Here is a 24487-nt window from a genome sequence, read left to right as displayed (position 1 = left end):
ATTCCACTACAACTCTGAATAAACACGATTGTATAAGTGGGGTTAACTAAATGTCCATATAGTAAAAAAGCACTTAGTTGACTTATGAAAGCCAAACTAAATGCTTTTTCAGTAGTTTTGGGACTGCCATTTCTTGCGCGTCGCCTCTCCTCCTCGTAAATGACGAATGGATTTGTGATATGCTAAGATTTCTTTCACTTCATTTGCTAATTGTTCATTAACTAAGAATAATCGTTCAGTCAGGTCTTTATGGACAGTACTTTTGGAATAACCCGTCATTTTCGCGAGGACACGAACCGTTTCACCTGTTTCAATAAGCAGCTCACCAAGTCGAACGCAGCGTTGCCGAATGTGCTCGTGCACGTTCTCTTCCTTTCTATCGGATATAAGAATGTGCCGTTTTGCTAACGAGAGGTGTTTTTTTCGACGTGTTCATATTGCGAGTGTTTCATGGACGTTTGCAACTAGCGATTTAACGTTTATTCACAATATGAGGTTTTTCGAAATTTCAGAACTATTATTTGCAATAAAACTATTAGAAAAACACAATTCAACCGGAATTGGTTGAGTTGATGTCTTTTCTTATGCGAACTTCCTTCAAAATCTACTCCTATTTGCGTCGAAAGTCACAACTCAGCTCAAAACAAGTCGAGCTGTAAATCATTCTTGTACAGATTCCTCCCGAAACTTTTTTAAAAAATCAAAAACGCCCAATGATATCAATCCGAGCAAGAAAAATGAAATCGTTTCAAATTTCCTTGTCTTCATGAATCATTGGGCGTTAATCATTGCTTGTACAATTCGTTAGATCTTTAACTGCAGTACGTAAGCTAGTGCCTGAACCTTTGAGCAGTAGCCTGGCAAAACAGTTTGGAAGATAAGAATGTCATTTTTACTCCACTGCTTATCTTCAGTCACAGGAAAAGGGCAACAAAAGTTAGTCCGCCACCTCTCAATCGAAGAGAGGGTCATCTGTCATGCATTAGAAAGCTAAGAAATTACGTGGGTTTACGTGTTCTCCATCTTGCAATACTTCAAAGTGGAGATGGATGCCAGCTGTTGGATTCCATTCGTTTTCGATTGTCGTAGCTAAAGGTTGACCTTGAGTTACTGTATCACCTTGTTTTACCAGAATATCCGAAACTGAGCTATAACGTGTTTCCATACCATTTGGATGTGTTAAGACAATTTCATTTCCAGTAAATTCATCAAGCTTTACTTCTGTAACCTCACCGCTAAGAGCAGCAAGTACTTCAAATGGCTCGTTGTTCACAGACAAAGATACTCCCGATGAAGTAGAGAATGTTTGATTAAACACTAAAAGCGCCTTTTCTCTAGTTTCTGCATCAGCAGTTACATCATAAAAGTCCTGTAAAACTTCCAAGCTGTCCAATGCTTCTTCACTGAAAGGATACATCAAGTTTTCAGTGCGGGCATTCGTTTCAATCACTGTTGAATCCTCAGAAGCCGTTCCATCTTGGACCACTTCTGTTTCTTCCTCATCACCCATAAGCGCGTTATAACTGAAAATTAGACCGATTAATACTACAGCAATCGCTGCATAAACTGACGGCCAAAACCATGGCTTTTTTTGCCAACCGTTTTTATTAGGAGAAGCCTTAATTTGTTTTTCTTCTCTCATGTTCATCACCTCTGATTGAAGTGTGAACAATATTTTACATTTCTATTCAACTTTTGGAAAAAAATCCTTAATTTTCACAATTAATTTTTTCAATGCTTGTATTTTGATAGTAATGTTCGATAATTTCATGGGCAGTAGATCCTTTATCCGCCATGGCATCGGCTCCATATTGGCTCATCCCCACGCCATGACCATAACCTTCTGTTGTTACGGTTACTTGTCCATTTTGTGCTTTGATTTGGAAATCCGTAGAACGTAAGCCTAATAGAGTTCTAAAATCACGGCCTGTCCATTCATGACCTTTCACGCTAACGGTTTCTACCCTCCCCGTATTATTTTTTTGTAAACGAATCTGTTTAATCTCCTCTATTGTGGATTGCGTATTTAATTTGCTGTTCCATTCTTCGACTGTAAAAGTAGTTGTGGTTTCATAGTTGTCGGCATATTGAAAATCAGTACTCGAAACAGATTGAAGATAGGGCAGTTCAGTGCCGCTGTAGTTCACAGAGCTCTCTGTCATCCCGTTACTCATCGAATGGAACATTGCCGTTATCAATTCCCCATTATATTGAATAACCTCACCACGGGTACTTTCAACAGCCTCACGAACTTTCGCTTCGAAGTCCTCATATGAATCATTCCAATTTTCTTTCCTAGTATCCTCATCATAAAATACTTGTTTTGCCACAGTAGGTTCAATTTGCGTTTGTCCATAGTTCGTTGACTTCAACACATAGGTTCTAGCTGCAATGGCTTGAGCTTTCAATGCCTCCATATTAAAACCTGCCGGCATCTCTGCAGCTACTACCCCTACCACATACTCTTCCAGATCAATGGGAATATCGCTCCCACTTACCTGAATAGTCAGCTCGCAAGCATTCGCCGAAGTGTTTATTGCAGTCGGCGCCTTTTGTGGAGCGGCTTCTGATTTTTGTTCAATCTTCATGAAAAGGAAGGGAAAGAAAAAAAGTGCAATCACAAAGCCTACGACCGATACGACCATTATTGGATTCTTATAATTTTTAATTTTTTTCATACATATTACTTATGAACGGAGCGAGGGAAATATATCTGATTTTATTCAAAAACTTTTAGGGATAATTAAGCTTACATTGATACTGATTAGGTGTTGCTTAGCTGGGGGCAACGAACAGTAGCAAAATGCCAGCATGTAGTTGTCTCTATGTTTAGTGAGATGACTAATAGGAGTTGGTTTCTTGAACAAAAAAACGACAAAACCCTTTTTCAAAGATTTTGTCGCAAAATTTTCATATTTTCAGTTCTATTTGGTATTTTCTAGACGTATGCTTGATTAAAATGAAAATGTATTCGACTTTTTAAAGAATTGGTTAAATTTCAACAACCTGTTCTTTCGCTTCTACAGTTCGCTCTTCGGTAACCACTTCATCATCATTAACACGTTCAATGATGGCACCAAGGGAAGCTAATTTCTTGTGGAAATCAACATAGCCACGATCTAAGTGAGTTAACTTCGTGACACGTGTTACTCCTTCAGAAACAAGACCAGTTAAAATTAGCGCGGCTGCTGCACGTAAATCCGTTGCAGACACTTCAGCCCCCTGTAATTTCACAGGACCTTCGATGAAGACAGTGCGCCCTTCAATTTTGGCTAAGGCGTTCATACGACGGAACTCTTCTACATGCATAAATCGATTTTCAAATACTGTTTCTGTAATGATACTAGTACCATCAGCAGTCAGTAATAGCGCCATCATTTGGGCTTGCATATCTGTTGGGAAACCAGGATGAGGCATTGTTTTCAAATCTACAGCTTTTAGAGGATGATTTGCACGGATTCTTAATCCTTCACCTTCTTCAATCACTTCTACGCCCATTTCACGTAACTTCGCAATCAGAGCAGACATATGCTCCGGTACTGCATTTTCAATGAAGACATCACCACGCGTAATGGCTGCTGCCACCATAAAAGTACCTGCTTCGATACGATCGGGTATGATGTGATGAGTTGTACCACCTAGCTCTCTAACGCCTTCAATACGGATTGTATCCGTTCCTGCACCGATTACACGTCCACCCATACCATTTATAAAGTTAGCTAAGTCAACAATCTCAGGCTCTTTTGCAGCGTTTTCTATGATTGTTGTGCCTTTTGCTAATGCAGCGGCCGTCATAATATTCTCTGTAGCTCCTACACTTGGGAAATCTAAATAGATTTCTGCCCCTTTTAGTCCATCCACCGTTTTTGCTTCTACGTAGCCATGACCAAAGGAAATTTTTGCACCCATTGCTTCAAAGCCTTTTAAATGCAGTTCAATAGGACGAGATCCAATTGCGCACCCACCAGGTAATGCAACACGTGCATAGCCATTACGAGCTAATAAAGAGCCCATTACTAATATAGAGGCGCGCATTTTACTAACATACTCGAACTGTGCTTCGCTTGATAGTTGTTTCTCGGCATTTATATGAATTTCATTTTTTTCTACGTTGTATGCTACATCGGCATTTAGGCTTTTTAGTACTTCGTTTATTGTATGAACATCCGCTAAGTTAGGAACGTCTCTAATAATGTTTTTATTCTTTGATGCTAACAATGAAGCTGCTAGGATTGGTAATACGGCATTTTTGGCTCCTTCTACTTTTACGATACCTCGTAACTTTTGGCCTCCCGTAACAATAATTTTCTCCACAATTCGTCCCTCCGAATTCAATTGTCCAAAACTGTCTAACTTTGTTGATAGTTATCATTTGATTGCCTTGGCGTATCTGTTGGGTTAGATTAAACCTGAGCTCATTTGATAAATTTTGTTAAAATTTTCACGATTCACCAGAGGCTTTAACCCCATTCATGTACTTTTTAATTTTAAATTGGTTTCTAACTATAAAAACTTATTTTTTAATTTGAGTTTAAATTGAATGAAGTTATAAATCACAAAAACTATCAATATAGTACTGCTAAATTGAGTGTATAACAAGCATCCAAATCACTATTTTACCCTAAATGACAATAATATTCTACATTTTATATTACGCTCAATTAAACATATTTGTGAATTTTATACGTCATATTCAAGTTAAAAAATAAGTTAGCGCTTAATTGATAAATACCCAAGAAAAAAGTCCTAAAACATTTTTCAACAATATTACCCAGGAAATTCCCCAATTATTTTCGATTCTCCAATATTGTTGGAATAAACCCATAATATACTTCCCTGTTTGTGGATTTAACCTAATTTCAGGAGCATTTTAAAAAAATTAAACATCATATGTATTTTTGAAATAGGGACCTCTTATATATATTATGTAACGAAAAACGAATTGTCATTTGTCCTTACAGGATATATAAATGCCCTATTTGAAGAATTACAAACATATGCGTCTAAGAAAAGATGTATGGTAATTGTCGTGACCAAGAGGTAAAGTCAATTAGAAAGTTCGACACAGTCGATCCAATCGCAATACTCAATAAAATGTAGATTATCTGTATTTGAAAAACCTTTCCTTTTTTAAACAGCTGTTCTAGTCGGAAAGCTTGCAAAGCATAAAACGTAATGCCAATAAAAAAGATATGGGAAATCAACCCCATGATCGCTTGTATACCTAAAGTTTGATACACTTCCATTTGATATCCTCCTTGAAGCTAAAATCATGCACCGTTTGAAAAGACAACTCGACCAATAAGGCCGAGTCTGTAGAATGGATTATTTAAATCCGCTAAAAAAGCGGACAGTTACCCGTCCGCTTTTTTATATGAAATTACATATTACCCTCATGAACGCTGATACGATTAATCGCACGGTTTAAAGCTAGCTCAGCGCGTTTGAAATCGATGTCATCTTGTTTCTTTTGAAGACGTTGTTCTGCACGTGCAAGAGATTCTTTTGCACGTTTAATGTCAATATTAGCTGCCAATTCAGCAGAAGGAGCCAATATTGAAATTTGTTCAGGACGTATTTCAATGAAACCACCACTAACGGCTACACGTTCTTGTGAACCGTCCGCATTTTTAAGTGTAACAGCACCAATTGCAAGTGGGGCAACTGTAGGAATATGTCCTGGAAGCACCCCAATTTCACCTGAAACTGTTTTAGCGATAACCATTGCGACTTCTGAATCGTATGCTGGGCCGTCGGGAGTAACAATATTGACTTTAACTGTCTTCATATTTTTGCTCCTTTCGTCCGCAGATTATACCTCTACGCCCATGCTTTTCGCTTTTTCTACTACCTCTTCAATGCTACCAACTAAACGGAACGCATCTTCTGGTAAGTGATCGTATTTACCTTCAAGGATTTCCTTGAATGAACGAACAGTGTCTTTTACGTGTACGAAAGAACCTTTTTGACCAGTAAATTGTTCAGCAACGTGGAAGTTTTGAGATAAGAAGAATTGAATACGACGAGCACGTTCAACTGTTTGCTTATCTTCGTCAGATAACTCATCCATACCTAGGATGGCGATGATATCTTGTAATTCGTTATAACGTTGTAACGTCATTTGAACGCCACGAGCAACAGCATAGTGTTCTTCACCAACGATTTCAGGCGATAAAGCACGAGAAGTTGAAGCCAATGGATCCACCGCAGGGTAGATACCCATCTCAGATAATTTACGCTCTAAGTTAGTTGTTGCATCTAAGTGAGCGAAAGTTGTAGCTGGAGCTGGGTCAGTATAGTCATCGGCAGGTACATAGATCGCTTGGATCGATGTAACAGAACCTTTGTTTGTTGATGTAATACGTTCTTGCAAGTTACCCATTTCAGTAGCAAGCGTTGGTTGGTAACCTACCGCAGAAGGCATACGACCTAATAGGGCAGAAACCTCAGAACCTGCTTGAGTGAAACGGAAGATGTTGTCGATGAATAAAAGAACGTCTTGTCCTTGCTCATCACGGAAGAATTCAGCCATTGTAAGACCAGTTAAAGCTACACGCATACGTGCACCAGGTGGCTCATTCATTTGACCGAATACCATTGATGTTTTGCTGATAACGCCAGAGTCGCTCATCTCGTGGAATAAGTCGTTCCCTTCACGAGTACGCTCACCTACACCAGCGAATACAGAGATACCACCGTGTCCTTGAGCGATGTTGTTGATTAACTCTTGAATTAATACAGTTTTACCTACACCGGCACCACCGAATAAACCGATTTTACCACCTTTGATATAAGGCGCTAATAAGTCTACTACTTTGATACCTGTTTCAAGGATTTGTACTTCTGTAGATAATTCATCAAATTTTGGCGCTTCGCGGTGAATTGAATCACGACGAGCTGCTGTTGGGATTTCTTCTCCTAAGTCGATAACTTCACCTAGTACGTTGAATACACGTCCTAAAGTTACATCACCAACCGGTACAGAGATTGCTTTACCTAAATCTGTTGTTTCTGCTCCACGTTGTAACCCGTCAGTAGAAGACATGGCAATTGTACGAACAGAATCGTCACCAAGGTGAAGAGCAACTTCAAGAGTTAAAGTTTCAACTTCTCCATTCGGACGATCAATCTTAACAGTTAAGGCGTTATAGATTGCTGGTAATTGACCGTTGCTGAATTTCACGTCAACAACTGGACCCATTACTTGAATAACGTGTCCTATGTTCATTCTTGTGTACCTCCTATCGAGTTGGGTGTCCGAGCGGTTCGGATTGACTAACTATGTAAGGCAAATCCCGGTTCCCGCTTTTCTTCCTTTTATAAACACTCGTTGGAGAGTAGCAGCCTATTCTAGGGCTGCAGCTCCACCAACGATTTCTGTAATTTCTTGTGTAATCGCCGCTTGACGCGCACGGTTATATACAAGTGATAAATCTCTAACAATGTCGTTAGCATTATCAGTTGCTGTTTTCATCGCTGTCATACGAGCAGCATGTTCACTAGCTTTACCATCTAATAAAGCACCATAAATTAAGCTTTCAGCGTATTGTGGAAGTAATACTTCTAGAATTGCTTCACCTGATGGTTCGAATTCATAAGAAGCAGATACGCCTTCGCTTGCTGGAGCCAAATCAGTGATAGGTAATACCTTTTTCTCAGTAACTTCTTGTGAAATAACACTGACAAAGTGGTTATAGTACATATAAAGTTCATCATATGTACCATCAGCGAACATACCAACAGCTTTACGAGCGATTTGTTTCACGTCAGAGAATGAAGGTTGGTCCGGTAAACCAACAATACTATCTAATACGTTGAATTCACGTTTTACAAAATAATCACGAGCAACACGACCGACTGCAAAAATCACGTATTCGTCTTTTGACTTATGACGTTCTTTTAACGTGCGTTCTAATTGACGTAAGATACTTGAGTTATATGCCCCTGCAAGACCACGGTCAGAACCAATTACAAGATAAGCTGTTTTCTTAACTGGACGAGATATTAACATTGGGTGCGATGCGTCAGTTGTACCTGAAGCAATTGCAGCAACCACGTCTTGTACCTTTTCCATGTAAGGAACATATTTCTTTGCATTTGACTCTGCACGTTTACTCTTAGAAGCAGAAACCATTTGCATGGCTTTCGTCATTTGGCTCGTTTTCTTTGTTGAAGTAATACGAGTTTTTATTTCACGTAAGTTTGCCACTGGTATTTCACCACCTTCTAGTTTTTAGTCACAAAACACATTATACGAACAGAACTTATTCCGATTTAGCAAAAGTCTTTTTGAATTCGTTAAGAGCCGCTGCCATTTCAGCATCAGAAGCAAGTTCTTTAGTAGTGCGAATATGATCTAAAACGTTTGTGTGGTTTACATCTAACCAGCTGTATAATTCAGATTCGAAACGAACGATATCTTGTACAGGAATATCATCAAGGAAACCACGAGTTAATGCATAAAGAATTGTTACTTGCTTTTCAACTTTGATTGGCTTGTTAAGGTCTTGTTTTAGTACTTCAACCGTACGTTTACCACGCTCAAGTTTAGCAAGAGTAGCTTTATCCAAGTCAGAACCAAATTGTGCGAATGATTCAAGTTCACGGTAAGCAGCTAAGTCAAGACGTAGTGTACCAGCAACTTTTTTCATCGCTTTAATTTGAGCAGAACCACCTACACGTGATACAGAAAGACCCGCGTTGATCGCTGGGCGTACACCTGAGTGGAATAGGTCTGCTTGTAAGAAGATTTGTCCATCAGTGATTGAGATAACGTTAGTTGGGATGTATGCAGAGATATCCCCAGCTTGTGTCTCAACGAATGGAAGTGCTGTAATCGAACCATTTTTGTATGTTTCGTTTAATTTAGCAGCACGTTCTAATAAACGACTGTGTAAGTAGAAAACGTCACCAGGGTAAGCTTCACGACCTGGAGGACGACGTAATAATAATGAAAGCTCACGGTAAGCTGCCGCTTGTTTAGATAAATCATCATATACGATTAATACGTGTTTACCTTGTAACATGAACTCTTCAGCCATAGATACACCAGCATAAGGAGCTAAGTATAATAATGGAGCTGGTTGAGAAGCAGATGCAGTTACTACGATTGTGTAATCTAGAGCACCGTTTTTACGAAGTGTTTCAACAACACCACGAACAGTAGATTCTTTTTGACCAATTGCAACATAGATACAGATCATATCTTGGTCTGCTTGGTTAAGAATTGTGTCAATTGCAATCGAAGTTTTACCAATTTGACGGTCCCCGATGATTAACTCACGTTGACCACGACCGATTGGTACAAGAGCGTCAATCGCTTTGATACCTGTTTGTAATGGTTCGTGTACAGATTTACGAGCCATTACACCGAAAGCTGGGCTTTCGATTGGACGAGTTTTTGTAGTATTGATTGGGCCTTGTCCATCCACTGGTTGACCAAGTGGGTTTACAACGCGACCAATTAGTTCTTCACCAACTGGTACTTCCATAATACGGCCAGTTCGACGTACTTCATCGCCTTCTTTAATGCCTAGGTAGTTACCTAAGATAACGATACCAACGTTACCTTCTTCAAGGTTTTGTGCCATACCCATTACACCGTTAGAGAACTCTAATAATTCTCCGGCCATGCAGTTGTCGAGGCCATGAGCACGAGCAATACCGTCACCAACTGTGATTACAGTACCAACTTCGCTTACTTCTAGATCAGATTGATAGTTTTCAATCTGCTTTTTTATCAGCACGCTGATTTCTTCAGCCTTGATGCCCATGAATGTCACCTCTCACATTTCTTTTAATTAACCAACTAACGTACGTTTAAGATTATCCAGCTTGCTAGCTACTGTGTTATCAAAAATGTAGTTGCCGATTTGAACACGAACACCACCAAGAATTGATGGTTCGATTACGTTTGTAATTGTTAGTTTTTGTTTTCCTACTAATTTACCGAATGAAGAAGAAATTTCATCTTTTTCTGAATCAGTAAGTGCGCGAGTAGAGAAAACCGTTGCATCAGCAGAACCTTGTGCTTCTGCTGCTAGTTGTTTAAAGCCTTGCGCTAAATTGCCAATCTCATCAACACGCTTTTTTTCGATAAGAAGTTCAAGCGTATTCACTACGATTGGATTTGCATTAGCAAAAACTTCAGCTACAATTTGCTTTTTACGTTCGATTGAGAATTTAGGAGTTTTAAGTAGTGAAACTAACTCGGGAGTTGTTTCAATTCCTTTTACTAACTCTTCTAAATCTGCGTTAACTTCCGCTACAACTTGTTTTTCTAATGCAAGTTGAAACAATGCGTCAGCATAACGATTAGCTATTGTCGAACTCATTTCGCCTCGCCTGCCTTCGCAATCGTTTCTTTAATTAGTGCGCTATTGTCCTCTTCAGAAATTTCTTTCCCAAGAACTTTAGATGCAGCAAGAACTGATAATGAAACGACTTCATCACGAACTGCAGCGATTGCTTTTTCTTTCTCAGTTTCGATTTCACGAACAGCTGATTCTTTTAAGCGGTTAGCTTCAGTACGAGCCGCAGTGATGATTTCATCACGTTGAACTTCGCCTTGTTTTTTAGCGCTTTCGATAATTGCTTGTGCTTCCGTGCGAGCTTCTTTTAAAAGAACTTTTTGTTCTTCCAAAGCTTTTGCAGATTCGATGCGAGCGTTTTCAGCTGCTTCGATTTCTCCAGCGACCAACTCTTCACGTTGTTGCATAATGCCCATTAATGGACCCCAAGCGAATTTTTTAAGAAGAACCATTAAAATAAGGAAGATTATTAGAGTTGCTAATACATCTCCACCGTTAAAGTGACCCGCTTCAGCACCTAGTACTAGGTAATCCAAATTCACGATTGTTTCACTCCCTTCAAGAGCTATCAAAAATTATATCGTTTCGTATAAGTTCGTCTATTGCGAATGCCGAAACATTTATAAAATCTATGTTTTGTACTTCTTTACTTTCAATTTAATAAAAGTCTTGCATTTTAAACAAAAGGAATGGCGAAGTTTCTTCTTGGGGAATCATCTTCGCCACATGTGATCCTTGAGCCGACAATTATCGGTTCATTACGATGAATGCTACTACTACTGCGATGATCGGTAGGGCCTCAACTAATGCTACCCCGATGAACATTGTAGTTTGAAGAACGCCACGAGCCTCTGGTTGACGAGCGATACCTTCTACTGTACGTGAAACGATAAGACCGTTACCAATACCTGCACCAAGTGCACCTAAACCGATTGCTATTGCTGCTGCTAATAAACCCATTGAATATTTCCTCCTTGGAATTGTTTGTTGTTTTTTGTTTTAAGCGTCTAATGTTTTACACTAAAAGCTTTATATTAATGGTCTGCACTCACTTTGTGAGATAAGTAAACCATTGTTAACATTGTGAAAATGAAGGCTTGGATAAAGCCGATGAAGATCGAGAATCCTATCCATGCCATACCTGGGATAAGACCACCTAGGAAACCTAACACACCTGTTCCGGCAATACCTGCAATTAATCCAAGTAAAATCTCACCGGCATAGATGTTACCGTAAAGACGAAGACCTAACGTTAATGTGTTCGCAAATTCTTCGATAATTTTTAACGGTAGTAAAAATGACATTGGTTGGACGAATGTCCCGAAGTAATGCTTAGTACCACGCATCTTGATACCATAGTAAGTAGCCAACACTGTAACCATTGATGCTAAAGTTAATGTAACAGTTGGGTCAGCTGTTGGAGATTTCCACCATAGTTGGCCATCAATAACAATACCTGAGAACGGTAAACCTAATAAGTTTGCTACGGCGATGAACATAATTAGGGTAATCCCTAAAATATGGAATCGGCCACCTGTTTTCCAATCCATGTTGTTTTTGATGATTCCTTTAACGAAATCCATCACCCACTCCATGAAGTTTTGCATACCCGTTGGTTTAAGTTTTAGGTTGCGTGTTGCAATAAACGCGATTAAAAATACGATAATTGCTGTAATTACAAGCATTAAGACTGTGGATAAGTTGAAAGTTAAAAAGCCTATCGTTAGTTCTGGAGCTCCATGATCCATTCTTGCATTCACCTCACTTTCTTTGTTACGTTATTTGTTTCTAACTGACGATACGATTACTCCTATAAATAGGAAAACGTATGGAATCATTAGCCCTATCACTGTGCTAATTAGGTGAAAATATTGTGGCAACGTAATTGCGATAGCGACTGCTGCAATACCTGATCCAAATCGTAAAGCTGAACCGAGTGATACTGTTTTTTTCCCTTCACTTATGGAACGATCAAACTTGTCCATTCTTCGAACAAGAATCCAAAAGTTATATGTACCAAAGCAAGCACCGACAGCAATACCAGCAAATACTGTAGGATACGAGGTAAATCCCCATCCTAATGCACAAAGAGCGAGCAAAAAAAATAACGCTTTCTTCTGCATAGCGAAAATGTGATGCAAATCTAGCATTGGCAATTTATCTCCCAAATCTTTTTCGAGTAAAAGTTTAAATCGTCCTCTACTTATGGAATCAAGCGTTGCGGATGATTTACAAGCGTTTTCAACTCGTGTCGGAAAGACACAAGAAAATAGTAAAATATCCTCGTCAAATGAGAATTTTCTATTATTCAAAGATTTAACAGCTGTAAATACATTAATACCAGACGCCTGAAAACGTTGCGGATTGACACTGATCAGTTTCAACTGTCAATCTAGTAGAAACTTGATATAACAAGCATTTTGGAGGTAAAATATTCCCGCAAAACCCTTATCATTCTTACCCTTTGTAAGCATACAATAGGGGTAAAATGATGTCAATTGGTTCAGGTGAAAAACTTCACAAGAACTGAAATGTTGTCAAATTCTTGACAAATTTGTGTTCGAAATAAAAACAAAAGGATTAAAACTTCTTTTTTCAGTAAATAAAAATAGACTTTTTATCATTATTTTGCCAAAAACATCACTTTATTATTAACATTTCTATAATGAGCCTTTATTATTCACCTTTTTCAAAGAAACTAATCAATGCCTCAACAATACGTTTCGAGGCATGCCCATCCCCATAAGGATTTGACGCTTGTGCCATCGCTTCATAAGCGGCACTGTCCTCTAATAATTCTTTTGCCAACTTATAGATTGTCTCTTCTTCAGTACCTGCTAGTTTTAGCGTTCCCGCCGCGATTCCTTCTGGACGTTCTGTAGTGTCACGGAGTACTAAAACTGGTTTCCCTAAAGATGGGGCTTCTTCCTGGACCCCACCGGAATCCGTTAAAATCATAAACGAACGTGCCGCAAAGTTGTGGAAGTCAAACACTTCTAGTGGTTCGATTAGGTGTATTCGCGGATCATTACCTAATACTTCATCCGCTACTTCTCGAACAGCCGGATTTAAATGGACAGGATATACAACTTGCACGTCTTCATGCTCAGCTAGCAGTCGCTTGATTGCCTTGAACATATTACGCATTGGTTGTCCCAGGTTTTCTCTACGATGGGCTGTTAGAAGAATCATGCGGTCATCTCCTAATTTTTCTAGAACCGGATGGCTATAGTTTTCTCTAACCGTTGTTTTTAATGCATCAATTGCTGTATTTCCTGTAACAAAGATAACTTTTTCTTCTTTATTTTCTTTTAAAAGGTTTTCTTTCGAGTTTTCGGTTGGAGCAAAATGCAGATCTGCCATTATACCTGTCAGTTGGCGATTCATTTCTTCCGGGTAAGGTGAATATTTGTTCCCTGTTCGCAATCCAGCCTCTACATGACCGATTGCAATTTGGTTGTAGAATGCAGCCAAGCTCCCAACAAACGTGGTTGTTGTATCTCCGTGCACCAAAACGATATCCGGCTTAGCTTCCTTCATTACTCGATCCAGACCATGAAGTGCATTTGTCGTTACATCAATCAACGTTTGACGGTCTTTCATTATATTTAGATCGTAATCAGGCTTTATATTGAATGTCTCTAATACTTGGTCCAGCATTTGGCGATGTTGTGCCGTAACAGTCACGATTGATTCTATTTTTTCAGGGTGTTTCTGTAATTCCAGAACAAGTGGGGCCATTTTGATCGCTTCCGGTCTTGTTCCGAAAATCGTCATTACCTTCCATTTTTTACTCAATTGAAATGCACCGTCCTTCAAAATAGTTTACGACCTCCCTATTAAAGAGAAGTCGTAATTTAATTAGTGGTTTGATAGTTAGGTTGGCGAGTGTAAATAAATTTACTAGATTTAGCTGTTGGCGGCTAGTTGCCTTATTCTGGGAATATATCCGCCAGGTTTAAAGCATATATCCGCCAGTTTTTTTTATTTCCGCCGCAATAAGTTAGTGGAGTGGCGCAAAAATTATTTTGTTCCAAATAAGCGGTCTCCCGCGTCTCCTAGACCCGGAACGATATAGCCGTGGTCATTTAATTTTTCATCAAGGGCCGCGATATAGATATCTACGTCCGGGTGTGATTCCTGGATGGCTTGTACACCCTCTGGAGCTGCAATTAGGCACATGAATTTAATATTTTTCGCACCACGTGTTTTTAATGAGTTAATCGCTTCTACTGCTGAACCACCAGTTGCAAGCATTGGATCCACGATGATGAAATCGCGTTCTTCTACATCCGCTGGAAGTTTTGCGTAGTATTCAACTGGTTTTAATGTTTCCGGATCACGATATAATCCGATATGACCTACTTTAGCAGCCGGGATTAATTTCAGCACACCGTCAACCATCCCGATTCCTGCACGCAGGATTGGAACAATCGCAATTTTTTTACCAGATAGCACCTTAGTTTTTGCTGTTGTTACTGGTGTATCAATTTCAATTTCTTCTAAAGGCATATCGCGAGTAATCTCAAATGCCATAAGTGTAGCTACTTCGTCAACCAGCTCACGGAATTCTTTTGTCCCCGTTCTTTTATCACGAATATACGTTAACTTATGTTGGATTAATGGGTGGTCAAATACATATACTTTGCTCAATTGATTTCGCTCCTTTTTGTAACCTGACAATTAGCGAGAGTTCCCAACTAAATGTAGTTTCACTGTATCTAGCCTAGTATATCAAAAAAAGTCATAACATAAAACAATATGTCGAATAGGTTTTGAGGAACTTTCTTTGACTTTTGGGAGGCTATCTGTCTGATGGTACTTGGATGTTTATTTGAGGGTGTATCAAGTGGTTTGTCTGGCTAGGGGGGTTGACGTTTTGATTAGGGAGTGATTTCTTTTGGTATTGGAATGGATTCTACTACCGATTCTAATCAGACAAATTAGAGATATTGGAGTGTGAGTTTGTCACGATACAAGCTCTAATGAGACAAATCAAAGATGTTGGCCCCTGAATCTGTCTCCATAACCAACCTAATCTGCCAAATCATAATTGTTGCAGCGCGTATCTGTCATTATCCAACCGTAATAGTATATAGAATGATAGTTTCTTTACTCCTGCAAACATATAAGTCTCGTTTCTCACATCCTATCTTTAAGGTCAACAGGTCTCTAACCCTTTACTAAAATAAAAAAGCTAGCGAGGATTTCCTCACTAGCTTTAGTCATTAAATATTTGTTACTAACTCTTCGTAGATTGGGTATTTATCAGTCAATACTTTTACGCGGTCTACTGCTTCTTGTTTTACTGCTTCGTCTTCTGGGTTTTTCAGAAGTTTCGCGATAATTAGACCCACTTCTTTCAGGTCTTCTTCTTTGAATCCACGGCTTGTTACAGCAGCTGTACCTAGACGGATCCCTGAAGTTACGAATGGTTTTTCTTCATCGTAAGGGATTGTGTTTTTATTTGCTGTAAGTCCAACTTCATCTAGAACTTTCTCAGCGACTTTACCAGTTAAACCAACTGATTTTACGTTTACTAATAGCAGATGGTTATCCGTACCGCCAGATACTAATTCTAGGCCTTCAGCTTGTAAAGTTTCAGCAAGTACTTTTGCATTTGCTTTAATTTGTTTTGCATATTCTTTGAATTCTGGTTGTAGTGCTTCGCCGAATGCTACAGCTTTTGCAGCGATTACGTGCATTAATGGGCCACCTTGAATTCCAGGGAATACGGATTTATCAATTTTTTTACCCCATTCTTCAGAAGTCAGGATTAAACCGCCGCGTGGACCACGTAATGTTTTGTGTGTTGTAGAAGTAACGAAATCTGCATAAGGCACTGGAGATGGGTGTTCACCAGTAGCGACAAGACCTGCTATATGAGCCATGTCTACCATGAAATAAGCTCCTACTTCATCAGCAATCTCACGGAATTTTTTGAAGTCGATCTCGCGTGGGTACGCAGAAGCTCCCGCTACAATTAGTTTTGGTTTATGTTCTAAAGCTTTTGCACGAACATCTTCATAGTCAATGACATGCGTATCTTTTGTTACGCCGTATTCTACAAATTTGTATTGAATACCAGAGAAGTTTACAGGTGAACCATGTGTTAAATGACCACCATGGGAAAGGTTCATCCCAAGGACTGTATCACCTGGTTCAAGAACCGTGAAGTATACAGCCATATTCGCTTGTGCACCTGAGTGTGGTTGAACGTTTGCATATTCAGCACCAAAGACTTGTTTTACACGATCACGAGCAATATCTTCCACAACATCTACATGCTCACAGCCGCCATAGTAACGTTTACCAGGGTACCCTTCAGCATATTTGTTTGTTAATACTGATCCTTGCGCTTCCATTACTGCTTCAGAAACGATATTTTCCGATGCGATTAATTCGATATTGGCTTGTTGGCGTTTTTTCTCTGCTAAAATACCTTCTAATACCGCTTTATCTTGTGCTGCAACTTTTTCATATGCCATTTTCTAAATCCCCCTAAAATTCTTTCATTTTTATATTAATGAAAAACCCTATAATTGGATTTTTATCCCAAATTCATTTTACCTTTTCTATACTTCTGGATATTTATGTTATTGTGACGTACTTCCTATTCAACCGTTCTGTTATAGACAGCTCTAGGTCCGCCGATTAATTTCGGGCGCGTTGTTGCGATCGTCACAATCGCTTCCCCAATTTGCCGTGTCCCTGTTCGAATTGGAATGGCTACTTCTTTTAGATGCATCCCAATCATCGTTTGGCCGATATCAAGCCCACCGTGGGCACGAACATGTTCCACCACAACCGGATTTTCAAATTTTGTATAAGCATAAGCAGACATGGAACCGCCGGCATGTTTAACTGGAATGACCGTTACAGGTTCTAATGAATACAATTGCGCTGCTTTTGCTTCCATTGTTAATGCGCGGTTAATATGCTCGCAGCCTTGAAAGACTAGGTAGATATTATGCTTATGGGCAAATTTTGAAAACTCTTCAAACAACACCTCTGCTATCTCAATCGCACCGGAAGTTCCTATTTTGGAACCTGCAATTTCGGATGTCGAACAGCCGATGACAAAAAGCTGTTTCGGCGTAAAACTAACTTGTTGTTCCAATTCATTTAGCAGCTGGGACAATTGTGATTGGACTTGTTGTAATGAAGTCATTATAGCCTCTTACCCTTCAAGCTCTGTGATTTTTTCGATTCGGCGCATATGGCGGCCACCTTCGAAGTCTGTACCTAACCAAGCTTTTACGATTTCAACTGCTAGGCCAGGACCGATGACACGTTCACCCATCGCTAAAATATTTGAATCGTTGTGGCAACGAGTTGCTTTAGCACTGAATACATCATGTACAAGTGCACAACGAATACCTTTTACTTTGTTTGCAGCGATGGACATACCAATGCCCGTTCCGCAAATTAGAATTCCACGATCAAATTCTCCACTGGCTACTCCATCAGCAACTGGCTTCGCATAATCAGGATAGTCAACTGAATCACTGGATTGCGGTCCAAAATCTTGATAGCTGATGTTAAGTTCGTCTAATAGTGACATAATTTCTTTTCGTAAGATATTCCCACCGTGGTCTGAAGAAATTGCAATTTTCACTACGTTCCCTCCTAGTGTGTGTTGTCATGAACAGTTTACCACTAATTGTGAAAGAATTACATGCATTTTGCAAACTTTCAAGTAAACTTTTAACCAAAATACGAATATTAATGTTCACAATTTATATATCGTTCATATTTAGAGTAAAAACAAATAGTTTCCGCCTCCTATAATTCGTGTTTTCGATTGTATGTGTGCCAGGTACACCAATAATTCTCTTACAATTCAGAATATTGGACGCATCATTTGTATTGAAAAAATCCCCATGCACTAGTGTGGCATGGGGATTTTTGGTTAGTTTGAGCGATCGAATTGCTGAATCATTTTGTATAGTTGTTCGGATTGGCGTTTGAGGTCTTTCGAAAGATTTTCCACCTGTTCAATGGCATATGCTTGTTCTTCGGTTGAGCTTCGGACTTCTTGTGCTCCTGCAGAGGTTTGTTGGGCGATCGCCGCTACCTCTTGAGATTGGCGTGCAGTTGTTTCGATGTTGACCATTTGTTTTTCTACTAATTGTGAAATTGTCACAACTGCATCCGCCATTTCACGCACACTTGAAGCCATTCCCTCTACTGTTTCCGTTGTTTCGGAAACCTTCGAAGATTCCTTTACCGCAAAGCTTACCTGTTCATTCATTTGGTTTACAACGATGGTTACATTTTCTTGCATTGTTTGAATAAGACCCGTAATGCCTTGTACCGCTTTGGCACTTTCATCTGCTAAACTACGAACTTCTTCCGCAACAACAGCAAAACCTTTACCATGTTCTCCAGCTCGCGCAGCTTCGATTGATGCATTTAGCGCCAATAGGTTTGTTTGTGCGGCAATATCGCCTACCAACCCTATAATGCGTTCAATTTGTTCTGCATTCTTTTCAAGCTGATGAATATTGCCAAGGGCTTTTTCATTCCCTTGGGCAATCTGTTGAATACTCGATACCAATCCTTGAATCGAATCGGTTGTCGTTTGTAAGTTACTAATAATTTGTTTGGATTGATTTGCCGAATTAAGTGCACGTGTATTTACTTCCGATGCTAATTGACGTACATCCTCGATTGCTTCGGCTGTATCCTGAACAGCAACCGCCGAGCCTTCTGCACCCAGGGAAATTTGGCCGACAGTCTGCGCAATTCCTTCCGCTTTGCGTGAAGCTGATGACGTTTGTTCGGATAGTTCGATAATGACTTCGTTTGTTTTATTGAAATTGCCTTCGATGCTTTCCACCATTTGTCGAAGGTTTGTCACCATCAATTGGAATGCTTCTGCAACGGATGCGATTTCATCACGCGAGTTTGGTACATTCACATCTCGGCCGATTTTCCCTTCCGCTACCAAAGTTGCTGACTTTTCAAGTTGTTGTAAAGGTTTTACCAAAATAACACTGAAAATGGCTGCCAAGATACAAGACCAAGTGATTCCTAGAACATATGTAAGAATTTCAAAGACTCTTTGATTTTCGATAAACTGAGAGAACAACATGGGATGAAGATAGTGTATAAATACAAAACTCGTTGAGTATGTAACAAAAGCTAAAATACCTACAAATAAAACTAGTTTTTTGCGCAAGCTAAATGTTTTATTCTTCATTATTTCGTGCTACCTCCGGATAGTTTCAAAACTAATTCGTCTATTAATCGATTCAATTCTAGATAAGTATGTTTGTACGTAGCCAGATCACCGCCGAACGGATCCGAGACATCTTTGGAGCTGAAGGGAACTACATATTCTTTTAGTGTATACGTTTTGCCTTGTGCATTTGGGTAGGAAAGCAGAATCATATTTTTATGAGCTAAGGTCATCGTCAAAATTAAGTCTGCCCATTCAATATCCTCCTGCTTTACTTGGGATGTGATATGAAAATAGGGTATTTGTTCTTGGTCAATGACAGCTTTTGCATTCTCTGAAATCTCCCCTCCTTCCAATGCATAGATGCCTGCCGACTTCACCTGTATCCCATCGATTTGTTTATTAAGTAAAATAGCTTCTGCCATAGGACTTCTACATGTATTACCTGTACAAATGAAAAAAATATTCACGTGCGTCCACTCTCTCTTCTAAATTATTCCATATTATAAATTAAAGTATAAATACTGATGATAATAAGCGCCAAACCTGCAATCCATTTTAAAGCATCGCCTTTTATTTTTAGATGGCTTTTTGCTAGATATAAAGAAATGTAAGATAGTGCAAAAGTCCATACACCTGCACTGAGGATAAATAAATACTTTTCTAAATTTAGCATACCAAAAGAAATGCTTACTGAAAAGGTATCTAAACTTGCTGTTATTGCTAAAATTGTGATAGGAATCACGATTGTTTGACGATTTCTTGTCGAAAGTATCAGTTGTAGGCCAATCGAAAATAGCAAAATACTCGAAACCAAATTAGACCATTGCAGTAGGATATGTACCATCCAACTTCCTACGGTAAATCCAATAATTGGAAAAATCATATGTAGAAGAGCTGTCCACATCGAAAGCAAGAACCGCTGCTTAACATCCGGCAGCAGTAAGTAAAGAGCCACTACATCTAGTGCTACAATAAGTCCCGTAAGTATTTCTTGCAAAAAGTGTCCTCATTCCTGTATAAGTTTTATACTATCCTATGCCTCGTCCCCTTTTATTATCAATGCAAAAGAAAAAAGCTTCACCTTTGTCCCAAGACAAAAGCAAAGCTTTACTTATGTTATCGGTTAAACCATTTGCCGCCAGCGGCTTTTTCCAATCGGTTCATTATGGCTGCTCCAACGCCTTCTGTTGTTGTCGTCGTAGCTAATATAATTGTTGCATCTGTTTTATCGCATGCTCTTAGATCGTCGTACAGTTTTGTACTCATCATTTCTTTATCTCCCTCATCGCCGTAAGGGAAGAAATAATCGGCACCTAAGCTTTCAAAGGAAAGTGGTGCAAGAAGTGCAATCTTTGCACCTTCCTTTCTAAGCTTCAGAATCGCATTGCTTACAATTGCTCGATCACTTTCAATTAGCTGGACAGGCGCATCCGGTGCATAATGGGTATATTTCATGCCAGGTGCTTTTGGAGTTGACTCCAGCTTTTCCTGCATTATCGTTGGTTGGATGACTTCTCCAATTACTTCCTCCAGCATTTCTTTTGTCACGCCACCTGGACGCAGGATTACTGGTGGGTTTACGGTCACATCAAGTACAGTTGATTCAATTCCAATACCTGTTGCTCCCCCATCCAAGATTAATGGAATTCTCCCTTGCAAATCTTCTTCTACGTGAATTGCTTTCGTCGGGCTTGGTTTGCCGCTTCGATTTGCACTCGGTGCTGCAACGGGTTTTTTAAGCTTTCTTAATAATTCCAAAGCAACTTCGTGATTTGGCATCCGCATTCCTACCGTTTCAAGTCCTGCCGTCACACTTGGTGCCATCAACCCTTTTTTTGCTTTCATTATCACCGTCAGTGGGCCTGGCCAAAATGTTTCCATCAGCTTTATTGCATTGTCTGGAATTTCTTCTATAAAATCAGAGACTTCTTCGATTGTTCCAATATGTACGATTAATGGGTTATCTGAAGGACGGCCCTTTGCTTCGAAAATCTTTTTTACGCCTCTCTCATTGGTTGCCACCGCGCCCAGACCATAAACCGTTTCAGTCGGGAATGCGACAACTTCCCCATTATTCAATAAATCCACAGCCTGTGAATAACTTTTCTCACTATTCAAATTATTATCCACAAGCATACGTAATGTTTCCATAGACTCCCCACCTTTCAATAAAATTTCTTAGGAGATTTAGAAGATTATGTGGATAAACCTGTTTAAAGTGCATAACTTTCTGAATATTGTTGATAACTTATGCAAAAAGTTTTTTCACCCATTCCCAAACGATAAATGTAACTTTTGGTTTTTCCTCTTCTTCCATATCAGCTTTCTTTGCTTCTTGCTCATCCTTTTCCTTATCAGCTGAACGTTCGCAAACATTCGGGAAGATACTGCACCACCAGTTATCCCCACGCCCTTCGCCAATTGTAAGGACAAGTGAATTATAATGATATTGTGGATAAAACATATGTGAATCGATTTTTGGTGGAATTAAGTTTTCCCCAATGTTGATTTTTACTTCTTCATTTGCATAATTTTTTTCTACAAACGTTGCAAGCTGTGCATATACTTCATCATTCTCAATATTTGCTCTTTCATTCTGTTGGATTTTTGTAAAAAATGGTGTTAAATTTTCCACCATTTCCGTTTTTAGCTGTTGATCGGCATCGGTATTACTATTTGCCACAACACGAATTTTCAAACTATCATCAACAAAATTACTTCTAGTTTCAGAGACTTCATTTATCACACTCGGCACTAAAATAATAGAGCACACAATGGCTACTGCAAAGGCAACTAATCTTAATAGACTAATAATTGGCCCAATCTCGTTTTGTTTTTCAACTCTTGTAATCTCGTAATCGTTTAACATAGTATAATCCCTCCCTGACATCATAATTGGCAGGAAGAGAGATTTTTATACATCGATTTCACAAAAAACTATACGATTTTTTTGATTAATATCTTTTACGATTTCAACTTTAGCCTGTGGAAAACTAGATTTAAAGAAATTTGCAACAGCTTCCCCCTGTGTATAACCTATTTCAACACCTATTAAAGCTCGCTCTTTCACCAGATTTGGTAGTTGCTCTGCAAGCTTCCGGTAGAGGATTAAGCCATCTTCTTCTGCAAAAAGTGCAGAATGCGGTTCATGTTCCAATACGACTTCCGACATTTCCTTTGCCTCATCAAATGCAATATATGGAGGATTGGATAAAATCACATCCCATTTTTCATTTTTCAGAGGTTCCGTTAAATCTCCCAGTCGGAATTCGATTTTTGCTTCAAGACTTTTTGCATTGGTTTTTGCCGTTTCAAGCGCAGCAACCGAAATATCCGTAGCCACTACTTCAGCTGTTGGCCATTCTTTTTTCATTGTAATCGCAATGGCGCCACTTCCTGTACCAATGTCAGCCAATCTAAGCTCCGTCTGATTACCGAAAAGATTTTTCATTCGTTTTATTCCCCCTAAGATTAGCTCCTCTGTCTCGGGACGGGGGATTAAAACCGATTCATCCACCTGAAAAGTTCTGCCATAAAACTCTTCGACTCCTGTTATATATTGCACAGGTCGGCCAGTGGCATGCTCCCCTACATAGCTTTGGAATTTCTCCCATTGTTCTGGAATTATTTCATCGTGCATGCGCATCATTAAACCCGAATAATTCGTTTGATAGACATGCTGCATCAAAAGTCTGGCAGCATTTTCATCACGGCCCTTTTCCACTAAAAAAGAAGAAGCCCAATTCAGGGCCTCAAAGATTGTTTTATGCTTCATCGTTTAAATTCGCAAGTTTTGAAGCTTGCTCTTCCAGCATTAATGCATCGATGACTTCATCGAGCTTACCTTCCATGATAATATCAAGCTTTTGTAGGGTTAAGCCGATGCGGTGGTCCGTAACACGATTTTGTGGGTAGTTGTATGTGCGGATACGTTCCGAACGATCTCCTGATCCAACTGCCGATTTACGAGTTGCATCAATTTCTTTTTGCGCTTCTTGCATGTACATATCTGCAACACGGGCACGCAAGATTTTCATCGCTTTTTCGCGGTTTTTAATTTGTGAACGTTCATCTTGCATCGACACGACTACACCCGTTGGAAGGTGGGTCATACGAACAGCAGACATCGTTGTATTTACCGATTGTCCACCGGCACCAGATGATGCAAATGTATCTACGCGAATATCTTTTTCATGAATCTCAACATCCACTTCTTCTACTTCCGGTAAACATGCAACTGTTGCCGTCGAAGTATGGATACGGCCCTGCGACTCTGTTGCCGGTACACGTTGTACGCGGTGAGCACCGTTCTCATACTTGAATTTCGAATAAGCGCCTTGACCGTTAATCATGAAGATGACTTCTTTATAGCCACCCATGGCATTTGGCGTTGCTTCCATAATATCGATTTTCCAGCCTTGTGTTTCTGCATAGCGTGTATACATACGGAATAAGTCTCCGGCAAAAATATTTGCTTCGTCTCCACCCGCTGCACCACGAATCTCCATGATAACGTTTTTATCATCGTTCGGGTCTTTCGGAATCAGGAGAATTCTAAGACGGTCTTCCAAGCCAGGTATGCGGCTATTTAACTCATTAAATTCTTCTTTAACCATTTCATGCATTTCTGGATCTTTTTCGTTATCCAGCATTTCTTTTGTATCTACCAGTTGTTGCTTGACATCCTTGTATTCGCGATAGACTTCTACCATCTCTTGAATATCCGATTGCTCTTTTGAATATTCGCGAAGCTTTTTGCTATCACTCACGATATCTGGATCGCTAAGGAGTTCATTTAATCTTTCGTAACGGTCTTCCACCGCTTGTAATCGATCGAACATGGGGTCACCTCTAATTTATTAGTCTCAATATTTATAGCATATTCCACTTCCGGGAACGTGCAATCTACTTTTAATCTTTTAAATCTTTCGCACTTATGAAAGCATGATTTCTTTCATAAATTATATATGTCAAATGATTAAAAACCAAG

Annotated in this window: 26 protein-coding genes; all 26 read right to left on the bottom strand. The window is 39.4% G+C overall.

Going from position 1 to position 24487, the window contains the following annotated elements; genetic code table 11:
- Positions 1-108: 108 nt before the first annotated feature.
- The 26 genes from QYB95_RS01120 to prfA all read right to left on the bottom strand — a co-directional run bounded on the left by QYB95_RS01120 (position 109) and on the right by prfA (position 24338).
- On the bottom strand, positions 109-363 hold the full coding sequence (locus QYB95_RS01120) for a sporulation transcriptional regulator SpoIIID (RefSeq protein ID WP_301136231.1): 255 nt from the start codon (positions 361-363) through the stop codon (positions 109-111).
- Positions 364-982: 619 nt separating this feature from the next.
- Positions 983-1642 carry a M23 family metallopeptidase gene (locus QYB95_RS01115; RefSeq protein ID WP_301136230.1) on the bottom strand — a complete coding sequence of 220 codons (660 nt, stop codon included), beginning with the start codon at positions 1640-1642 and terminating at the stop codon, positions 983-985.
- Positions 1643-1709: 67 nt separating this feature from the next.
- The gene (gene spoIID, locus QYB95_RS01110) at positions 1710-2678 is read right to left on the bottom strand and encodes a stage II sporulation protein D (RefSeq protein WP_301136229.1); all 969 of its coding nucleotides are present in this window, start codon (positions 2676-2678) and stop codon (positions 1710-1712) included.
- Positions 2679-2991: 313 nt separating this feature from the next.
- The gene (gene murA / locus QYB95_RS01105) at positions 2992-4314 is read right to left on the bottom strand and encodes a UDP-N-acetylglucosamine 1-carboxyvinyltransferase (RefSeq protein WP_301136228.1); all 1323 of its coding nucleotides are present in this window, start codon (positions 4312-4314) and stop codon (positions 2992-2994) included.
- A gap of 689 nt (positions 4315-5003) precedes the next feature.
- Positions 5004-5246, bottom strand: coding sequence for a DUF1146 family protein (locus tag QYB95_RS01100; protein WP_301136227.1), 243 nt, complete (start codon positions 5244-5246; stop codon positions 5004-5006).
- Between the two features lie 134 nt (positions 5247-5380).
- Complete coding sequence (locus QYB95_RS01095) at positions 5381-5788, bottom strand: F0F1 ATP synthase subunit epsilon (protein WP_301136226.1); 408 nt, start codon at positions 5786-5788, stop codon at positions 5381-5383.
- A 24-nt stretch (positions 5789-5812) separates the two neighbouring features.
- Positions 5813-7228, bottom strand: a complete 1416-nt coding sequence (gene atpD, locus QYB95_RS01090) for a F0F1 ATP synthase subunit beta (protein ID WP_301136225.1) — start codon at positions 7226-7228, stop codon at positions 5813-5815.
- Positions 7229-7345: 117 nt separating this feature from the next.
- Complete coding sequence (atpG, locus tag QYB95_RS01085) at positions 7346-8209, bottom strand: ATP synthase F1 subunit gamma (protein WP_301136224.1); 864 nt, start codon at positions 8207-8209, stop codon at positions 7346-7348.
- 55 nt (positions 8210-8264) lie between these two features.
- On the bottom strand, positions 8265-9773 hold the full coding sequence (gene atpA, locus QYB95_RS01080) for a F0F1 ATP synthase subunit alpha (RefSeq protein ID WP_301136223.1): 1509 nt from the start codon (positions 9771-9773) through the stop codon (positions 8265-8267).
- 27 nt (positions 9774-9800) lie between these two features.
- A complete protein-coding gene (locus QYB95_RS01075) occupies positions 9801-10334 on the bottom strand; it encodes a F0F1 ATP synthase subunit delta (protein ID WP_301136222.1) in 534 nt (177 codons plus the stop codon).
- Complete coding sequence (atpF, locus tag QYB95_RS01070) at positions 10331-10852, bottom strand: F0F1 ATP synthase subunit B (RefSeq protein ID WP_301136221.1); 522 nt, start codon at positions 10850-10852, stop codon at positions 10331-10333. Before atpF ends, QYB95_RS01075 begins: the two co-directional genes overlap by 4 nt.
- Positions 10853-11057: 205 nt before the next feature.
- Positions 11058-11270 (bottom strand): F0F1 ATP synthase subunit C, encoded by a 213-nt coding sequence (gene atpE, locus QYB95_RS01065; protein WP_036200106.1) that lies wholly within the window; start codon positions 11268-11270, stop codon positions 11058-11060.
- 74 nt (positions 11271-11344) lie between these two features.
- On the bottom strand, positions 11345-12058 hold the full coding sequence (gene atpB / locus QYB95_RS01060; protein WP_301136220.1) for a F0F1 ATP synthase subunit A: 714 nt from the start codon (positions 12056-12058) through the stop codon (positions 11345-11347).
- A gap of 30 nt (positions 12059-12088) precedes the next feature.
- Complete coding sequence (locus QYB95_RS01055) at positions 12089-12460, bottom strand: ATP synthase subunit I (RefSeq protein WP_301136219.1); 372 nt, start codon at positions 12458-12460, stop codon at positions 12089-12091.
- Positions 12461-12986: 526 nt separating this feature from the next.
- A complete protein-coding gene (gene wecB, locus QYB95_RS01050) occupies positions 12987-14108 on the bottom strand; it encodes a non-hydrolyzing UDP-N-acetylglucosamine 2-epimerase (protein WP_301136218.1) in 1122 nt (373 codons plus the stop codon).
- Positions 14109-14333: 225 nt separating this feature from the next.
- On the bottom strand, positions 14334-14963 hold the full coding sequence (gene upp / locus QYB95_RS01045; protein WP_301136217.1) for a uracil phosphoribosyltransferase: 630 nt from the start codon (positions 14961-14963) through the stop codon (positions 14334-14336).
- A gap of 575 nt (positions 14964-15538) precedes the next feature.
- Positions 15539-16798, bottom strand: coding sequence for a serine hydroxymethyltransferase (gene glyA, locus QYB95_RS01040; RefSeq protein ID WP_301136216.1), 1260 nt, complete (start codon positions 16796-16798; stop codon positions 15539-15541).
- A gap of 125 nt (positions 16799-16923) precedes the next feature.
- Positions 16924-17481: a TIGR01440 family protein gene (locus tag QYB95_RS01035; RefSeq protein WP_301136215.1), complete on the bottom strand. Its 558-nt coding sequence runs from the start codon at positions 17479-17481 to the stop codon at positions 16924-16926.
- 9 nt (positions 17482-17490) lie between these two features.
- Positions 17491-17928: a ribose 5-phosphate isomerase B gene (gene rpiB / locus QYB95_RS01030; protein WP_301136214.1), complete on the bottom strand. Its 438-nt coding sequence runs from the start codon at positions 17926-17928 to the stop codon at positions 17491-17493.
- Positions 17929-18222: 294 nt separating this feature from the next.
- On the bottom strand, positions 18223-19515 hold the full coding sequence (locus QYB95_RS01025) for a methyl-accepting chemotaxis protein (protein WP_301136213.1): 1293 nt from the start codon (positions 19513-19515) through the stop codon (positions 18223-18225).
- A complete protein-coding gene (locus tag QYB95_RS01020) occupies positions 19515-19964 on the bottom strand; it encodes a low molecular weight protein arginine phosphatase (protein WP_301136212.1) in 450 nt (149 codons plus the stop codon). Before QYB95_RS01020 ends, QYB95_RS01025 begins: the two co-directional genes overlap by 1 nt.
- Before the next feature lie 23 nt (positions 19965-19987).
- The gene (locus QYB95_RS01015) at positions 19988-20494 is read right to left on the bottom strand and encodes a manganese efflux pump MntP (RefSeq protein ID WP_301136211.1); all 507 of its coding nucleotides are present in this window, start codon (positions 20492-20494) and stop codon (positions 19988-19990) included.
- A 119-nt stretch (positions 20495-20613) separates the two neighbouring features.
- Complete coding sequence (locus tag QYB95_RS01010) at positions 20614-21648, bottom strand: L-threonylcarbamoyladenylate synthase (protein WP_301136210.1); 1035 nt, start codon at positions 21646-21648, stop codon at positions 20614-20616.
- 97 nt (positions 21649-21745) lie between these two features.
- Positions 21746-22366 (bottom strand): stage II sporulation protein R, encoded by a 621-nt coding sequence (locus tag QYB95_RS01005; RefSeq protein WP_301136209.1) that lies wholly within the window; start codon positions 22364-22366, stop codon positions 21746-21748.
- Positions 22367-22411: 45 nt separating this feature from the next.
- Positions 22412-23272, bottom strand: coding sequence for a peptide chain release factor N(5)-glutamine methyltransferase (gene prmC, locus QYB95_RS01000; protein WP_301136208.1), 861 nt, complete (start codon positions 23270-23272; stop codon positions 22412-22414).
- Positions 23262-24338 carry a peptide chain release factor 1 gene (gene prfA / locus QYB95_RS00995; RefSeq protein WP_301136207.1) on the bottom strand — a complete coding sequence of 359 codons (1077 nt, stop codon included), beginning with the start codon at positions 24336-24338 and terminating at the stop codon, positions 23262-23264. The genes prmC and prfA overlap by 11 nt, the downstream gene beginning before the upstream one ends.
- Positions 24339-24487 lie beyond the last annotated feature (149 nt).

This window comes from Ureibacillus aquaedulcis, assembly GCF_030418165.1.
Classification (GTDB): Bacteria; Bacillota; Bacilli; order Bacillales_A; family Planococcaceae; genus Ureibacillus; species Ureibacillus aquaedulcis.
This window is presented reverse-complemented; position numbering and strand designations above follow the sequence as displayed.

Coding starts and splice junctions, on each gene's coding strand:
- prfA (WP_301136207.1), bottom strand. CDS start 24,338: ATGTTCGATCGATTACAAGCGGTGGAAGACCGTTACGAAAGATTAAAT.
- QYB95_RS01005 (WP_301136209.1), bottom strand. CDS start 22,366: ATGTTAAACGATTACGAGATTACAAGAGTTGAAAAACAAAACGAGATT.
- QYB95_RS01095 (WP_301136226.1), bottom strand. CDS start 5,788: ATGAAGACAGTTAAAGTCAATATTGTTACTCCCGACGGCCCAGCATAC.
- atpB (WP_301136220.1), bottom strand. CDS start 12,058: ATGGATCATGGAGCTCCAGAACTAACGATAGGCTTTTTAACTTTCAAC.
- QYB95_RS01115 (WP_301136230.1), bottom strand. CDS start 1,642: ATGAGAGAAGAAAAACAAATTAAGGCTTCTCCTAATAAAAACGGTTGG.
- QYB95_RS01055 (WP_301136219.1), bottom strand. CDS start 12,460: ATGCTAGATTTGCATCACATTTTCGCTATGCAGAAGAAAGCGTTATTT.
- QYB95_RS01075 (WP_301136222.1), bottom strand. CDS start 10,334: ATGAGTTCGACAATAGCTAATCGTTATGCTGACGCATTGTTTCAACTT.
- QYB95_RS01010 (WP_301136210.1), bottom strand. CDS start 21,648: ATGGAAACATTACGTATGCTTGTGGATAATAATTTGAATAGTGAGAAA.
- atpD (WP_301136225.1), bottom strand. CDS start 7,228: ATGAACATAGGACACGTTATTCAAGTAATGGGTCCAGTTGTTGACGTG.
- atpE (WP_036200106.1), bottom strand. CDS start 11,270: ATGGGTTTATTAGCAGCAGCAATAGCAATCGGTTTAGGTGCACTTGGT.
- QYB95_RS01025 (WP_301136213.1), bottom strand. CDS start 19,515: ATGAAGAATAAAACATTTAGCTTGCGCAAAAAACTAGTTTTATTTGTA.
- atpA (WP_301136223.1), bottom strand. CDS start 9,773: ATGGGCATCAAGGCTGAAGAAATCAGCGTGCTGATAAAAAAGCAGATT.
- QYB95_RS01035 (WP_301136215.1), bottom strand. CDS start 17,481: ATGACTTCATTACAACAAGTCCAATCACAATTGTCCCAGCTGCTAAAT.
- spoIID (WP_301136229.1), bottom strand. CDS start 2,678: ATGAAAAAAATTAAAAATTATAAGAATCCAATAATGGTCGTATCGGTC.
- glyA (WP_301136216.1), bottom strand. CDS start 16,798: ATGGCATATGAAAAAGTTGCAGCACAAGATAAAGCGGTATTAGAAGGT.
- prmC (WP_301136208.1), bottom strand. CDS start 23,272: ATGAAGCATAAAACAATCTTTGAGGCCCTGAATTGGGCTTCTTCTTTT.
- QYB95_RS01100 (WP_301136227.1), bottom strand. CDS start 5,246: ATGGAAGTGTATCAAACTTTAGGTATACAAGCGATCATGGGGTTGATT.